We start from the raw sequence: 16,978 nt of genomic DNA on the forward strand, positions 1-16,978 counted from the left end.
ATTATCCTTCTTTTTAAAGCCTGCCACCTTTTTAGTTGTCAGGCTTTTATTTTTATATTTCATCCATTTAACCGTACCCCCAACGTTTTCATATTCCCTCTAAAAATATTATTTAGCAAGTAGTTTGCGCTTCAATAAAACCGTGTTATCTTTTCTAAACGACGTTTTATGTAGTTGTAATCGTAGTCTAGTTGTTATTGGATAATATAAAGTTCTCGTCAGAGTAATAAAGGAAATCACTATGAAAATACAATCTTCCAACGTGTATGTTGGCCCTAATGTTTATGCTCATTTTCCTGTGATTCGCCATATAGTAGATATCGGCATTTTGGAAAAATATCCCTCAGTTAGACTGGGTAATGAATTTATTCAAGGATTACTCACTCACCTGCCAAGTTTAGACCAGCATGGTTGCTCTTATGGAGAACCTGGTGGTTTTATCAGACGCTTAAAAGAAGATGACGGTACCTGGATTGCTCATATTTGGGAGCATGTTACCCTCGAATTACAATGTATTGCAGGCACAGAAGTCACGTTTGGTAAAACACGTGGCACAGGTAAAGTCGCTGAATACAACATGGTTTTCCAGTACAAACAACGTGATGTCGGCCTTGAAGCAGCGATATTGGCGAGAAATCTATTAATTTCATTAATGCCCGTTGCTATTCAAGTTGAGTTACAAACCAAAATTGAAGACGACTTTGATTTTCAGCAAGAGTTAGCTGATTTTATTCGTTTTGCTCAACGTAAAGAGTTTGGCCCTAGTACCCAATCATTAGTTGATGCTGCAGAAGAGCGTGATATTCCTTGGTTACGTTTAAACGAGTACAGCCTAGTTCAATTTGGTCATGGTAAATATCAAAAGCGAATTCAGGCAACCATCACCAGTGAAACTAAGCATATTGCTGTTGAGATTTCTTGTGATAAAGAAGACACCCATAATTTACTAAATGATCTCGGCTTACCGGTTCCTCAGCAACGTATGGTGTATTCAGATACGCAAGCGGTAAGAATGGCAAAACGCATTGGCTATCCAGTGGTATTAAAGCCGTTAAATGCGAATCATGGTCGTGGTGTTTCTATTGATTTAAACACGGAAGAGCAAGTCATTACCGCTTTTGCCTTTGCCAAAGAACAGGGTACCAGTAGGGCCGTTTTAGTTGAATCTTTCTTAACAGGATTAGACCATCGCATGCTGGTTATTAACGGCGAATTAGTTGCTGTTGCGAAACGTGTACCTGGTCATATAATTGGTGATGGCGTTAATAATATCAGTCAGTTGATTGATATTGTCAATGAAGACCCTCGCCGAGGCGTTGGTCATGAAAAAGTACTGACCCAGTTAGAATTAGACACCCAAGCCGAACGGTTATTAGAAGAAGCCGATTATACACAAGGCACTGTGTTACCCAAAGGTGAAATATTTTACTTACGTTCAACCGCTAATTTGTCGACTGGCGGTACCGCTATTGATATGACTGATGTGGTTCATCCTGACAATAAGACCATGGCTGAACGTGCAGTAAAAGCTGTTGGTCTAGATATCGGCGGGGTTGACTTTTTAACGTCTGATATCACTCAATCTTACAAAGATATTGGTGGCGGTATTGTTGAAGTTAATGCTGCACCTGGCTTTAGAATGCATGTAGCGCCAAGTGAAGGCAAACCAAGAGATGTGGCTGGAAAAGTCATTGATATGTTGTTCCCGCCATCGATACCTAAGCGCATTCCTATTGCCGGAATTACCGGTACAAATGGTAAAACGACAACTTCTAGAATGTTAGCTCATATCTTAAAAAGTGCTGGGCATGTGGTCGGTATGACGTCTACCGATGGCGTTTATGTTGATGGTCAATTATCTGTTAAAGGTGACATGACTGGTCCTGTTTCATCTCAGATTGTTTTACGCGATCCCTCGGTAGATATTGCCGTGTTAGAAACAGCACGTGGGGGTATTGCTCGTTCAGGTCTTGGTTACAATGAATGTGATGTAGCAGCTTGTATTAATGTTCAAGAAGATCATTTAGGCCTTAGAGGCATAGATACGCTTGATCAACTTGCTGAAGTTAAACGTATTGTTGTTGAAGTAGCCAAAGATAGTGTTGTTCTTAATGCTGATGACCCTCAGTGTTTAAAAATGGCTGAACATACCAAAGCTAAACACTTATGCTATGTCACTATGAACACCGGCCATAGTTTAGTCCGCGAGCATATTCGTGCAGGCGGTCGTGCGGTAGTATTAGAAAAAGGTATCAACGGTGACATGATCACCATTTTTGATAACGGCACTCATATTCCCTTACTTTGGACCCATTTAATTCCTGCGACCTTGGAAGGTAAAGCACTGCACAATGTGCAAAACGCTATGTTTGCTGCAGCCTTAGCTTATTGTTTAGATAAACCGCTCGAGGCAATTCAACAAGGTTTAAGAACCTTTACCACGACCTTTTATCAAGCACCCGGAAGAATGAATGTTTTTGATGAACATCACTTTAGAGTAATACTTGATTATGCTCATAATGCAGATGGTGTGCGTTGCATGAGTGAACTGGCGAGTAAGTTAGAAGTTAAAGGTAAGCGTATTACTGTGCTGGCAGGCCCAGGTGATCGTCGTGATGAAGATATAGTGAATATTGCTAAAGCGGCAGCTGGGCATTTCGATATCTACATTTGTAAGGCCGATGATAATCGACGTGGTCGAGGAGTCAATGAAGTTCCAGAACTCTTAGCGTCGTCATTAAGAGCTGAAGGAATTGATGAATCACAAATATATTGTATTTCAGATGAAGTAGAGGCAATAAACAAAGGGCTTGAACTCGCAAATACTGATGACTTATTGATGATCTTTGGTGATGCTATTACACGCTGTTGGAAACAAATTATTAATTTCAATAGTGGTCACGAGCCTGAGCAAGAAGCAGAAAAAACAGCCGTTCAAACCGTTGTTTCTATGCTAGAAACCAGCGAGCCAGATACTTTTGTTTTGGAAAGCGGTATGAAAATTGTTACCGATGAACGAGGTGTTCGTGTGGTATCTGAACACGACGAAGATAGTGATTAATCGTTCGATTTCTCATTGATAAACACAGTTCCAAAAGCGAAGTAATATATGCTAAAAGAAAATATAACACTGAGCTTAGATGATAATCGTCGGCTGACGGGTAGAAATTTATTATCCGATCAGCCTGGCGCAATCATTGATGCTTTTGTATCAGGTATTGATAAAATTACCGTGGTAAATGTTTGGTCAAAGTATGCTCAACAGTTACTCAACGCCGTTAACTGGTTAGAGGATAAAACTTTCTCTCGAATTTTCGAAGATGGAATATCTATTGCCATTAGCGCACCCTTAGATGCACTTTATGCTGCGTGTGATTTGAATGAGTTAGCATGGCAGCTTACCTGTAATGAATTAACTCAAACACCCAATGAAGAATCAATTTCAGCAGCAATAAGTCGTTTAAACCAAGTGATAGCTGAGGAAGTCAATCCAGAGTTACTTGAGTTAATTAAGCAGTCAACGTCTAAAAATATTGTCTATTTGGTTGATGATGATGAATTTTCATTGGGTTATGGTACTACGGCACAAAGTTGGCCAATATCAGCATTGCCTGAGGTATCAACTATAAACTGGTCACAATACAAATCGATTCCACTGGCTTATGTAACAGGCACTAATGGCAAATCGACCAGTGTTCGCATTATGTCGCAAATTATCAAACAAGCGGGTAAATGTTGTGGTGTTACCTCAACCGATTTTATCCGGGTAGGCGATAATATTATTGATCATGGCGACTATTCTGGTCCGGGAGGTGCAAGAATGTTATTACGACACCCTGATACAGAAACCGCTATTTTAGAAGTTGCTCGGGGTGGAATTTTACGTAGAGGATTACCGATAGATAATGTAGATGCAGCATTGATCACTAATATTGCCGAGGATCACCTAGGGCAATATGGTATTAATACTGTTTCAGCATTGGCTCAAGCTAAAGCTGTTGTTGCTAAAGGGTTGTTACCTAACTTAGAAGATAAAGGGCAGGAGCATAATAGGCAAGATAAGGGCAGGTTGGTGCTCAATGCAGATGATGAAAATTTAGTTGTTTTAGCGCCTGAAATACCCGTTACTAAGTCATGGTTTTCCTTACATGAAGATAATGCGACATTACAGCAACATAAACAAAAAGGTGGCGCTGTTTGTTTTGTTAGAGAACAACACTTGGTTTATTCAGTCGGTAATGAAGAGTCGGTAATCATTGCGGTTAATGACATTCCTATGACGCTAAACGGTGCGGCTTTGCACAATATTCAAAATGCCCTTGGCGCTATCGCGTTAGCTAAATGTCTCAATGTTGAGAATGAGGCTATTAAAATAGCGCTATCAAATTTTGCCAGCAATGTTGAGGATAATCCCGGCAGAGGTAATCATTTTACTGTTAAAAGTGCAGAAGTGATTATGGACTTTGCACATAATGTTCATAGCATGGAAGCGATGGCTGTAACCACGGCGAACATGAAAGCACAGCGTAAATTTTTAATGCTAAGTCATGCGGGAGATCGAACTGACAATGAGATCATCAATATGACTAAAACGGCATTAAAAATGAAACCTGATTTCATCGTTGCTGCGGAGTTAGTTCCTTATTTACGAGGGAGAACATTGGGAGAAATACCTCAGCTTATTGTAGATACGGCGCTTGCTTATGGCATGAAAAGAAGTGACATTTATATTGCAGATAGTCCTTTTAAAGGCGCAAACTATATTGTAGAACAGTTACGAGAAAAGGATTTAGCATTACTGATGGTTTTATCAGAGAGAGAAGAGATAATCGAGCTTTTGCTTGATAAAGCTTTTTTTAGATAGGGAAACTCTGTATCAGTCACAAATAAGCCCCCTATATTAAGGGGGGCTTATTTGACATCAAATGACTAAACGTTTACTGCGTCTTTCAATGCTTTACCCGCTTTAAAAGCAGGTACTTTCGCCGCAGAAATTTGGATCTCTGCACCTGTTTGAGGATTGCGACCTGTACGAGCAGCACGGTCATTTACTTTGTAAGTACCAAAACCCACTAATGCGACATCACCGCCATTAGCTAATTCAGTTGTTACAGAACCAATTAAACTATCTAAAGCACGGCCAGCTGAAGCTTTTGAAATGTCTGCGCCTTCAGCGATTTTCTCTACCAATTCACTTTTGTTCATTATTATTATTCCTTAATTATGGTTGTCACTAACATACTAAAAAATAACTGTGAATTGAGCAATAGAAATCGTAAATTTTGTGCGAAATGTCGACATTTTATTTGTTTTACGGTTAGTTAAAGCAATATGTATACTAATTTTCAAGCAATATGCTTATCTCAGAGTGCATGAACAATCATTGTTTTCTCGATAAATAGTTAACTTTTTCTATACTAAGTCTTTAGGCATAACATTTCATCGAGATAAAATGTTATGTCGCCTGATTTCAATTTATCAGCACCTCAAAAGTAGAGCGATTAATACTTTATCGTTTTATGATATTTAAACTTTTGAAAATAATGGTAATTTACGGGATAAAATGATTAGATAGTGACTATTTTCCATATCCAAACCCGTGTTTGAATAAGTATATTAAATGAGTTTTATTATGACCTTTGGGCAAAAGTTTTCTTTATTAAATAAGCGTATTAAAGCCATCATTTATAGTGGCATTGTGGTGTTCCTATATGCCATAAGTGGCTTTTTTATCTTACCTCTTATAGTAAAACCACTCATCATTGACACAGTGACAGAAAAATTAGAACGACAAGCGCAATTAGACGTTATCGAATTTAACCCGTTCACTTTATCAATTACCTTAAAAGGTTTCAGTATTAGCGGTAAGCATACCGATAAACTACTTGATTTCGATTTGTTAACGGTAAATTTACAAGCCTTTCCGCTTTTACAAAAAACGATTTCTTTTGACGAAATAATTATTAATAAACCCGAAGTTAGCGTAATCATACTTGCTAATGGTGAATTCAACTTTCAAGATATTATCCTTAAAAATACCGCTCTCGATAGTGAAGTTGACAGTGAAAATACGAATGAAGCTGCTTGGATTTTATCAATAGATAAGTTTCGTCATAATGAAGGGATTATCAACTTCAGTGATCAGAATAGAGAAACAGCTTACCACCATACAATTAAAGAAATTAATGTTGCGTTGGATAATTTCTCCACTAAAGCGGGTGACAATAATATGCACCTTGTTAAAGCTAAAACATCACAAGGTACTGAGCTCAACTGGCACGGAAAATTTAGTTTATCTCCGCTTAAGTCTTCAGGTGATATTAGTTTTGTCAGTCCATTAAAGATTGTCTCAGACTATTTGCAGCAAAGAATATTATTCAATATTACTGAAGGGTCATTGAAGGTTAATAGTCATTATGATTTTAACTTTGCAGGTGAACAGCCACAATTTATTATCAATAATTTAATGGCTTCAATTTCAGCATTAGAAATCCGCAGTAGAGATGACAACAAAAAAATAATTACCTCGGATGAACTAAGTGTAGACCTTGAGCAATTGAGTTCATCGGATAAAAAAATAGTAATTAATAGTATTTCTAACACAGGCAGTTTTATTGCGGTGAACCGGAACAAGTTATCGCAGTTTGATATAGAAAAATTATTTATACTACAGCAGCTAAATCAATCAGTTAGTACTGATGAAACTGAAGTTTCAACGGAAAGTTCGACTGAAAAAGATGAAGCCGTAAAACATAAGGATAATAAGCGTGAGAACTGGGATCTAGAAATAAAGGCCATCAGTACAAGTAATAATAATATTGTCATTAACGATAGTTCAGTATCACCCATAGCAATTCATGACGTCACAATAAAGTCATTAACAATTGAACATTTAAAACCTTTTACCGACGAATTAGCACTATTATCCTCAACTATAGGCTTGAACACTCAAGGTATTATTAACCTGAAGGGCACAATAAAACCTGAATCTAAACAGTTGTCCCTAGCCCTTGATACCGAGCAAATATCGCTAAAAGATTTCCAGCCTTATATTAACTCTGTTGCTAACATGAAAATACTTAATGGTGAGTTAGCGACAAACTTAATGATAGATATTGACGCTGCTAAGGTTACTCCTTTATTGAATATTAAGGGTGATATTAAAGTAAGTTCGCTAAATGTCATTGAGACAACATTAAATGAAGAGTTTTTAAGTTGGGAAAATTTAACTTTAAACGATATGCAATTTAGTTACCCAGCGCAACGTTTGAACTTGTCTGCGATTAATATTAATGAACCTTTTCTACGTCTAGTTATTAATGAAGGTAGTACTACCAATATTCAACAATTGATGAAAGTGGAACAAGCAGATGCGTCAGATTCAGAGACGAAAAACAGTAAGTCTGAGGTTAACAATGAAGTCAGCTCAGCAGAGCAAAGTTTTACAGCAGATATTAATGAAATCAATATAACTAATGGGAAATTGGATTTCTCAGATAGCTCACTAACTCCTAAATTCAGTGCTGGAATTTATAGTCTAAATGGCGATATCACAGGATTATCTTCCAATGAAGACAGCAGAGCAAAAATAGATTTAAAAGGTAAAGTCGATAAATATGCGCCTGTTATTATCAAAGGTTCCGTGAACCCGCTAAGTCATGATGCCTTCACTGATATTGACATGTTATTTAATGGAATCGAGTTAACGACATTTACACCTTATAGTGGGAAATTTGCTGGCTATGCAATAGATAAAGGCAAACTGAGTTTAGGGTTAAATTATAAATTGTCTAATAATAAGCTGGTTGCTGAAAATAATGTAACGTTAGATCAGCTCACTTTAGGTGAGGTTGTTAACAGCGAAGAAGCCACCAGCTTACCGATAAAATTTGCATTATCTCTGCTAAAAGATAGCGATGGGGTAATAGAATTTAACTTGCCTATTCGAGGTGACATCGATAACCCAGATTTTAAATATTCAAGTTTGGTTTGGGGTGCATTGGGGAATTTGATTACCGGTATTATAAGCTCTCCTTTTAAAGCGTTAGCAAGCTTGGTTGAGGGAGATAATGACAATTTAGATCATGTAATTTTTACCGCAAATAGTTTTGAACTTAATGAGGCGGAGCAGGGCAAACTTAATTCACTCGCCAAAGCATTATTACAGCGACCTTCTTTATACATAGAAATAAGAGGATTAAGTTCAAACTTAATTGATCATGACGAAATGGCGTATGCAAAAATATTAAAACAATTGCAAATTGCGCCTAAAACCTTATCGGGCGTGCTCAGCGAAGATGAGAAAACATCGTTAGTTACTTATTACCATTCGTTGAATAAACAAACAGCGCAAGAAAATCCGAAAGAAGAACCTTCAAATCAAGTAGACGTTGCTCCTACGTTAACTAAAGAAGATCAGGAACTAGCTAAAGAGAAACTCTTTAATGAGGCGATTAAGTTTATGCTTGCTGAAACACCGATAACAGACGCAGAATATTTAATGCTGGCAAAACAACGCGCATTACAAATTCAAAAGCACCTGATTGAAACGGCTCAAGTGCCAACTGTTAATGTGTTCTTACTCGACAGTAGTATTGAAATCGAAAACAAGCTTGCCAATATTGAGAAATCAGAAATAACGCTACCCCTTAGTCTAAAAGCCAAATAGCGCTCATTGGTTAAATGGATTACCGATGCCTCTAAGAATAAGAGGCATTTTTATTTAGTCGAAGAAAAGTCTTTGATGTTTAACTGATGCTTTTGCAGTTTTCTGTATAAGGTTCTAACGCTAACTTCTAAGTTATCAGCGATGGTTTTGGGTTGGTTACCATATTGGTTAAGCAATTTGGTTATGTGCTCTTTTTCGTTTGATAGCAGATTGCTTGAGTGAGTTTCTATCTCGTTTAAACCGACAAGATTTTTGGGTAAGTGTTCAATGCTTATTAAGTCATCATCACTTAATAAGGCACTTCGTTGCACTATGTTTTTAAGCTCTCTGACATTACCTGGGTAATGATAATGAGATAATGCGACTAGGGCTTCAGAGGTAAACTTTTTCGAGGAAAATTCACTTTTTGATAATAAATGCTCTGCTAATAACGAAACATCAGACTTTCTTTGTCTTAGTGTTGGCAAACTAATGGGAAAAGCGGCAATCCGGTAATATAAATCTTCTCTAAATTCACCGTCTTCAACCATCTTTTCTAAATTCTTATGACTGGCACAAATTAGCCGAAAGTTGGCCATTTGCTTTTCAACACTACCGACACGTCGATAATGACCTGTTTCAAGTAATCGTAATAATTTTACTTGCAAATTCAGTGGCACGTCGCCTATTTCATCTAAAAATAAGGTGCCACCATTTGCCATACACACTAAACCTTTTTTACTGGTGTTTGCGCCCGTAAACGCGCCTTTTTCATGGCCAAATAACTCTGATTCAAATAAGGATTCGTTGAGCCCGGTACATTCAACTTCTATAAAAGGCTGATCAGCTCGCTTACTTGCTTGATGTATTGATAAAGCCGCGAGTTCTTTACCTGTTCCGGTCTCACCTTGTAATAATATGCTGATATTACTTTTTGCACTACGCGTGATCATTTTGAGGAGCTCTTGAAACGGCTCACTTTTACCAATTAATTTTAGATCGCTACTAACACTACTTGCAAAATCGACCTTTTCTAGTATTTCTAAAAAGCCAATGGTCATGCCGTTGTTGTCTTTAACAGGTTTCATCAGAATATTACAATAAATATCACCAGAGCCTGTTTTATGAATGTGCAAAGCAGAGCTGTTTTTCCCTGTTTCTTTACATGATGAAAGGGGACAGGCTTCGCCTTTTTGGTCACAAGGTTTAGTGAAATTATGTGATACCCCGTAACACTTACTTTTCCCTAGCATTACTTCTGTCGTATAGGTATCACGATAAGCCTGATTAACTGCTTCAATTGAGTAATCATGGGTAATGAATATTGCTGGTTTCTCTACAGCTTCGATAATTGCTTGAATAGTTTGGTGTACCACTTGCTGTGAACCCTTTGGTTTTTACGTCATAATTGACGCTGGCTGTCATTATTTAATGTCATTTATGTCTCAAATGAAAGTCATTTTGAATTTATTATTGTATCTAACCTATATTGCGTTATTTTTCAGTTAGTTAGGTTTTTGTTTTTTATGGCGTACTTATTGCTAAATACTCATTGAGTAATAAGTAGAGCTAATTGTATAACTGCCGGTGAAACAACGAGGTTAAACCGCCAGCTGTTTAATCGTTCTCCATCTGCTTGTGATTAAAACTACCGTGGTTATAACGATCAGCTATATTTACTTTAATCCGGTGTCATTCTAGAAAATTGAACGCTAGTTGAATGCACATCAGCACAACTTTTTAATAACAAAAGCACAGAAGTGAGAGTAATTAACATGATAAGTGAAGCTTTAGTTGAATTATCGCGATGGCAGTTTGCTGTTACCGCACTATTCCATTTTTTGTTTGTTCCCTTAACCATCGGTTTAACATGGATTTTATTTATCATGGAAGCTGTTTATGTCATGACAGGGCGTGAAATTTATCGCGATATGACAAAGTTTTGGGGCAAGCTATTTGGTATCAATTTTGCGATTGGTGTGGCTACCGGTCTAACGATGGAGTTTGAGTTTGGTACTAATTGGTCATACTACTCTCATTATGTCGGCGATGTGTTCGGCGCACCGTTAGCAATTGAAGGGCTAATGGCCTTTTTTCTTGAATCTACTTTTGTCGGAATGTTCTTTTTAGGTTGGGATAGATTAAGTAAACGTCAGCATTTAATGGGCACATTTCTTATGGCGTTAGGTACCAATTTTTCTGCGTTATGGATTTTGATTGCCAATGGTTGGATGCAAAACCCCGTGGGAAGTGAATTTAACTACATGACAATGCGTATGGAGCTAGTGAGCTTTAGCGAAATTATTTTCAATCCGGTTGCTCAAGTTAAATTTATTCACACTGTAGCGGGCGGCTACGTTGCTGGTTCAATGTTTGTGTTGAGCATTAGCAGTTATTACTTACTTAAAGGCAGAGATATTGCGTTCGCAAAACGTTCTTTTTCAGTTGCCGCAGGATTTGGTCTAGCAGCGATATTTTCCGTTATTTTATTGGGTGATGAATCAGGCTATGAGGTAGGTGAAGTACAAAGAGTTAAACTTGCTGCTATTGAAGCGGAATATCATACCGAGCCAGCACCTGCTGCATTTACCTTAATCGGCATACCAGATGATGAAGCAATGGAAACCCATTATGCAGTAAAAATCCCCTATGCGTTGGGCCTTATTGCCACGCGCTCTTTAGACGAAAAAGTGACTGGTTTACGAGACTTACAAAAAGCGCATGAACCGCGTATTCGTAATGGCATGATCGCTTACAAGTACTTAGTTAAGCTACGTAATGGTGAAGACACGCCTGAAAACCTTGCTAAATTTAATGAAACTAAACATGACCTTGGCTACGGTTTACTACTTAAGCGTTATACCGATAAGGTAGTCGATGCGACCGAAGCACAAATACAAATGGCTGTTAAAGATTCTACGCCACCGGTAGCGCCTGTTTTTTGGGCATTTCGCATGATGGTTGCTTCCGGCTTTATTATGTTACTGCTATTTTGTTTAGCATTTTATTTTAATGCGCGACGTCAAATCGAACAAAAACGTTGGTTACTAAAATCAATACTTTATGCATTACCGCTACCCTGGATAGCGATAGAAACGGGTTGGTTTGTTGCTGAATTTGGACGTCAGCCTTGGGCAATTAGTGAAATTTTACCGACCTTCTTATCTACTTCATCGTTAGCGGCAAGCGATGTGCTGTTTTCTCTCATTGCCTTCATTGTTGTTTACAGCATTTTATTTGTTATCGAAATGTACTTGATGATTAAGTTTGCGCGTTTGGGTCCCAGTGCTTTACACACTGGACGTTATCATTTTGAACAAGCACCAGAGTTAACGTCTGGTCTTCGCAGCCAGAATTCTTAAGGAGAAAGATGTGTTTGATTACGAAACATTAAAATTTATATGGTGGTGTCTTATCGGTTTTCTTTTCATCGGTTTTGCAATCACCGATGGTATGGATATGGGCGTAGGTGGTTTGTTACCCTTTGTTGCTAAAAAAGATGTCGAGAGTCGAGTGGTTATCAATACGGTTGGTGCGCACTGGGATGGCAACCAAGTTTGGTTTATTACCGCAGGCGCTTCTTTGTTTGCGGCGTGGCCTTTAGTGTATGCAACGGCATTTAGCGGTTTTTATTTTGCCATGATGTTAACACTCTTTAGTTTGTTTTTACGTCCTCTTGCCTTTGATTACCGTAGTAAAATTGACTCATTAAAGTGGCGAACTAACTGGGACAAAGCATTATTTGTTGGCTCTATGGTGCCACCCTTAGTGTTCGGTGTTGCCTTTGGTAATTTATTACAAGGTGTACCTTTTGGCTTTGATTCGCTCATGCGGGTAACGTATACCGGTTCATTTTTTGCTTTATTTACCCCTTTTACGTTATTAACGGGTGTAGTGAGCGTAGCCATGATGTTGCTGCATGGTTCAACGTGGTTAGTCATGAGAACAGATGCTGATGTTGCTCAGCGTTCAGCCAATATTGGTCGTGTGGTTGCCGTCGTATTATCGCTTTCTTTTGCATTGGGAGGGGTGATGATTTGGCAAAATATTGATGGTTACTTGGTTGTTAGTACTATCGATACCATGGGACAAGCACAGCCAACAATAAAAGAAGTGACAACAGGTTCAGGGGCTTGGCTCAATAATTATAAAGAGACTCCATTGTTATGGCTAGTACCTGCTGTTGGGGTAGTTGCACCACTTTTTGTGGCACTTTTGTTGAGCATAAAAAGTAAGAGTACCTCAGTAAAAGTATTTGCTTTTATCGGGAGTTCTTTAACTATTATCAGTATTATTTTAACCGCTGGCGTTGCTATGTTTCCATTTGTTATGCCATCGAGCAGTGTTCCAAATCACAGTTTATTGATGTGGGATACTGTCTCTAGTGAAGGAACGTTAGGGTTAATGTTCATGGTCGTTGCCTTTTTTATCCCTATCATTATCGGTTATACCCTTTGGTGTTACAAAAAAATGTGGCGTACGGTTACCATCGCTGAAATTGAGCAGAATAATCACACCGCCTATTAATCTGGTGGGCATGAAACTAAACAAAAGCAGAGGAAAACATTATGTGGTATTTCAGTTGGATTTTAGGCGTATTACTGGCGGTGTCATTGGGCATCATTAATGTGATGTGGTATGAAATGGAGCAGCATGTAGATAATGTTGCTAAAGACCAAGACACTGACGATCAAGCGTAAAAGAAAATGAGTGCGTAGCATTAAAAATGAGCCGGTAATAAGTTGGTAGAAATGACAGAGAAAAATGAACAACAAAAAAAGCAAGTTAACGACTGGCTCAAATATCAGAAAAAATACGCTCACGGTAAGTTAAGTCGCGCTATTGCCTTAGGATCATTAAATGGATTATTAATGATAATACAAACAGCAATGCTGGCTTACCTTATTGATTTAGTGATATTTCCGAGTGAAGATCTGAGTTTAACGAATAGCTTAAGCAACAGTGTAACCACAGAGAGTATTCTTTTTTCAGAGACCACTCTAATAAGCATGGCATTAGTCGCCGTTATTTTTTGTCGTGCGGCATTAGGGTATTTTAGTGAATGTTATAGTCGTCGTGGTGCTATGGATATTAAAGCCAATATTCGTTCACGATTGCTCAATCGCTTATTTCAGTTCGGTCCTGCTTATACGCAAACTAAAGGCAGTGCCAAGTTAAGTCACTTATTGCATCAAGGTATTGATTCATTGGAGGATTACTTTGCGGGTTATCTTCCGGTAATTGCTTACTGCGCGGTTATACCTCTAGCAATACTTATCGCTGTATTTCCCATTGATTGGCAATCAGGATTAATTTTGTTAATTACTGCGCCCATGGTGCCATTTTTCATGATACTCATTGGTCATAAGGCACAGCGTTTAAATCAAGAACATTGGGCTAAGTTACAAAGGATGAGCAGTCACTTTCTCGATATTATTCAAGGATTAACACAACTTAAAATATTCAACGCTTCACGTAGAGAAATCGCTGCCGTAAAAAAAATCAGTGATGACTATGGTGATGAAACTATGGGCATTTTAAAAATTGCTTTTCTGTCATCATTTGTTTTAGAGTTTTTAGCCTCTATTTCAATCGCATTAGTGGCGGTGGTACTCGGCTTTCGTTTGTATTATGGCGATGTTGATTACGTTTTTGCGCTATGGGTTCTATTACTCGCACCTGAATTTTATCTGCCTTTTAGACAACTCGGGACCCAGTATCATGCAAAGATGGCTGGCGTCACAGCAGCAGAAGACTTGGTTGAAGTACTGAGTCAGCCACAAGTACATTATTCGCTGGAAGAAAAATTTACAGCACCATTCTCTATCAGCCTTGTGCAGGCAGAGTTTGCTTACCCTGACCGCAGTAATGCTTTAACTCAAGTAAATATTGAATTCTCATCTCAGGGTTTATATGCCGTCATAGGTGAAAGTGGCTCTGGCAAGTCAACCTTGATAGATATGGTGTTAGGATTTGTTCAACCAGATTCTGGGCAGGTAGTCGTCAACAATCAGCCGTTAACTGCTGCTAATCGTGATCACTGGTTGAAACATTGCGGATGGATTTCCCAACAAGCACAAGTATTTTATGGCTCATTAGCTTTTAATATTGCCTTATCTGATAATTATCAAGATGACTTAGTGATCGAAGCACTAGAAAAGGCAGGATTAGCCAGCTTTGTGCAAACCCTTGAACAAGGTATTGAGAGTGAAATTGGCGAAGACGGAGCAGGGCTCTCAGGTGGACAAGCACAACGTTTAGCGCTTGCGCGAGTATTCTATCATCAACCTGATGTTTTGATACTAGATGAACCAACAAGCCACCTTGATCAACAAACGGAACAAATCATCACCTCTTCAATCAATGCCTATGCTGAAAATCATATTGTCATCGTTATTGCCCATCGTTTACATACTGTTATCGACGCAAAAAAAATCATTGTGCTTGAGCAAGGGAAAGTCATCGAAACGGGCACACATCAAGAGCTGTTAAGTCATGATGGCTATTACGCGCAGCAGGTGAATGTATGAAGGTCTTTATACGCTTAATTTGCTTACTTAAACCGCAGTTGCCGTTAATGTTACTTGGCGCATTATTGTCAGTCATTACCGTGTTAGCCAATATTAGTTTACTGGCAGTGTCAGGCTGGTTTATTACCTTGATGGCCATTGCCGGAACAACAGGTATCACGGTCAATTACTTTACCCCTGCGGCAATTATTCGTTTTTTAGCCATAGTGCGCACCGCGGGTCGCTACGCAGAACGGATGTTAACGCATCGAGCAACGTTTAATGCACTGGCACATTTACGCCATTACTTCTATCAACAGCTAGAGCCGCTACTACCTTATTACCGGATTAATTTACGCTCGGGTGATTTGTTAGCAAGGTTGCAGCAAGATATAGATAATCTTGATAATTTCTATTTACGGGTACTGCTACCTATTGTGGTTGCCCTAATATCAGTCCCTATTGTTTGTTATGCACTTGCTATTTTCTCACCCACTATTGCTTGGGTCATGCTAGCGGCATTTTTGATTGTCGGACTTGTTTTCCCGGTGATCAGTTATTTAGCGTCAACAATACTCTCGCAAGAAAAATCTCACCTAGAAAGTCATCTCACTGAAGAGTTAGTTAATGGTATTGGCGCGATTAAAACGCTATTGGTGTACCAAGTAAGCATCAGTTATCAGCGCTCAATAGCAAACATTACCAAACAATATTATGGTGTGCGTTATCGCTTAGTTAAAATTAATGCCAGATTGACAGCGATAATTTTTCTACTTATTCATTTATCAGCGTTAGCGTGCTTATTACTGTTATTACCACAGTTATCAACGGGCGAAGTTGACAGTAAGTCTTTAGTCGCGGTTATTTTATTGGTATTGGTGAGCTTTGAAACCGTGAGTAGCATGCCATTGGCATTGCAGTTGTTACCGCAAAGCCTAGCCAGCGCGGCAAGATTATTCGCTATTATCGATAAAGAAATACCTGTAGATATTGGCGTTGAGAGAGTGAAACATGGTGATATTCATTTTGAGAACTTCACTTTTAGTTATCCAGAGAAAAAAACGCCTAGTTTAATTGATATAAACTTATCAATAAAAGCCGGCGAAAAAGTTGCAATTATTGGTGCAAGTGGGGCAGGGAAGTCAACATTAGTTAATTTACTGATGGGCTTTTGGCCGACGGGCCAGGCTCTTTCATCAATAAATGCTTCTTTTAATTCTTTAACGAACCCCTCATCAAATGCCACCGAAAGTAAAAATAACAAAGGCAGGATTACTATTGCCGATTGTGATTTGAGCTTGATAGAACATGAGTCTCTGCGCCAACATATTGCCTTGATGAGCCAGCAAGGGCATATCTTTGAGGCAAGTATTGCGGATAATTTACGTTTAGCTAAACACGATGCTACGCATGAAGAAATGCGTAAAGTCTGTCAATTAGTTAACATAATTGATTTTATTGAGGGCTTACCCAAAGGTTTAGATACTTGGTTAGGAACCAGTGGTGCAGGGTTGTCAGGTGGTCAAGCTCAGCGATTACAAATTGCCCAATTACTACTGCGCTCTGCCAGTGTGCTGATTTTAGATGAACCAACAAAAGGGTTAGACCGTCATAATGAAGAACAGATTATGCGTAATATATTAGCCCATGTGAAGCAACAGCAACAAAGCTTACTGGTGATCACTCACAAACCTTTGATGTTAGAAAAAATGGATAAAATAATCGTCATGCAGCAAGGAGAAATTGTTGCTCAGGGCAGCCACAGTCAACTGGTTAACAATAACGATTATTATCAAAAACTACTAAATTATTTTTAAACACA

General features: G+C 38.5%; 10 protein-coding genes. 8 read left to right on the plus strand and 2 right to left on the minus strand.

The window, feature by feature from the left end:
* Positions 1-241 precede the first annotated feature (241 nt).
* Entirely contained in the window at positions 242-3,061 is a 2,820-nt protein-coding gene (cphA, locus tag CPS_RS08285; protein WP_011042695.1) for a cyanophycin synthetase, read from the plus strand.
* Between the two features lie 48 nt (positions 3,062-3,109).
* Complete coding sequence (locus tag CPS_RS08290) at positions 3,110-4,864, plus strand: Mur ligase family protein (protein ID WP_011042696.1); 1,755 nt, start codon at positions 3,110-3,112, stop codon at positions 4,862-4,864.
* A gap of 65 nt (positions 4,865-4,929) precedes the next feature.
* Here the strand turns inward: CPS_RS08290 and CPS_RS08295 are convergent, their stop codons facing one another.
* On the minus strand, positions 4,930-5,205 hold the full coding sequence (locus CPS_RS08295; RefSeq protein WP_011042697.1) for an HU family DNA-binding protein: 276 nt from the start codon (positions 5,203-5,205) through the stop codon (positions 4,930-4,932).
* Between the two features lie 415 nt (positions 5,206-5,620).
* Here CPS_RS08295 and CPS_RS08300 point away from each other — a divergent pair, with 415 nt between their 5' ends.
* Entirely contained in the window at positions 5,621-8,668 is a 3,048-nt protein-coding gene (locus tag CPS_RS08300) for a DUF748 domain-containing protein (protein ID WP_041736821.1), read from the plus strand.
* Positions 8,669-8,718: 50 nt separating this feature from the next.
* Here the strand turns inward: CPS_RS08300 and CPS_RS08305 are convergent, their stop codons facing one another.
* On the minus strand, positions 8,719-10,023 hold the full coding sequence (locus CPS_RS08305) for a sigma-54 interaction domain-containing protein (protein ID WP_011042699.1): 1,305 nt from the start codon (positions 10,021-10,023) through the stop codon (positions 8,719-8,721).
* Between the two features lie 399 nt (positions 10,024-10,422).
* Here CPS_RS08305 and CPS_RS08310 point away from each other — a divergent pair, with 399 nt between their 5' ends.
* Genes CPS_RS08310 through CPS_RS08330 form a run of 5 tightly spaced genes read left to right on the plus strand, consistent with a single transcriptional unit; the run spans position 10,423 to position 16,973 of the window.
* Positions 10,423-12,009, plus strand: a complete 1,587-nt coding sequence (locus tag CPS_RS08310; RefSeq protein ID WP_011042700.1) for a cytochrome ubiquinol oxidase subunit I — start codon at positions 10,423-10,425, stop codon at positions 12,007-12,009.
* Between the two features lie 10 nt (positions 12,010-12,019).
* Entirely contained in the window at positions 12,020-13,174 is a 1,155-nt protein-coding gene (gene cydB / locus CPS_RS08315) for a cytochrome d ubiquinol oxidase subunit II (RefSeq protein WP_011042701.1), read from the plus strand.
* Between the two features lie 41 nt (positions 13,175-13,215).
* Complete coding sequence (gene cydX / locus CPS_RS08320; protein WP_011042702.1) at positions 13,216-13,347, plus strand: cytochrome bd-I oxidase subunit CydX; 132 nt, start codon at positions 13,216-13,218, stop codon at positions 13,345-13,347.
* Between the two features lie 51 nt (positions 13,348-13,398).
* A complete protein-coding gene (gene cydD / locus CPS_RS08325; protein ID WP_011042703.1) occupies positions 13,399-15,177 on the plus strand; it encodes a thiol reductant ABC exporter subunit CydD in 1,779 nt (592 codons plus the stop codon).
* On the plus strand, positions 15,174-16,973 hold the full coding sequence (locus tag CPS_RS08330; protein WP_011042704.1) for an amino acid ABC transporter ATP-binding/permease protein: 1,800 nt from the start codon (positions 15,174-15,176) through the stop codon (positions 16,971-16,973). The genes cydD and CPS_RS08330 overlap by 4 nt, the downstream gene beginning before the upstream one ends.
* Positions 16,974-16,978 lie beyond the last annotated feature (5 nt).

It is taken from the genome of Colwellia psychrerythraea 34H (assembly GCF_000012325.1).
Classification (GTDB): domain Bacteria; phylum Pseudomonadota; class Gammaproteobacteria; order Enterobacterales; family Alteromonadaceae; genus Colwellia; species Colwellia psychrerythraea_A.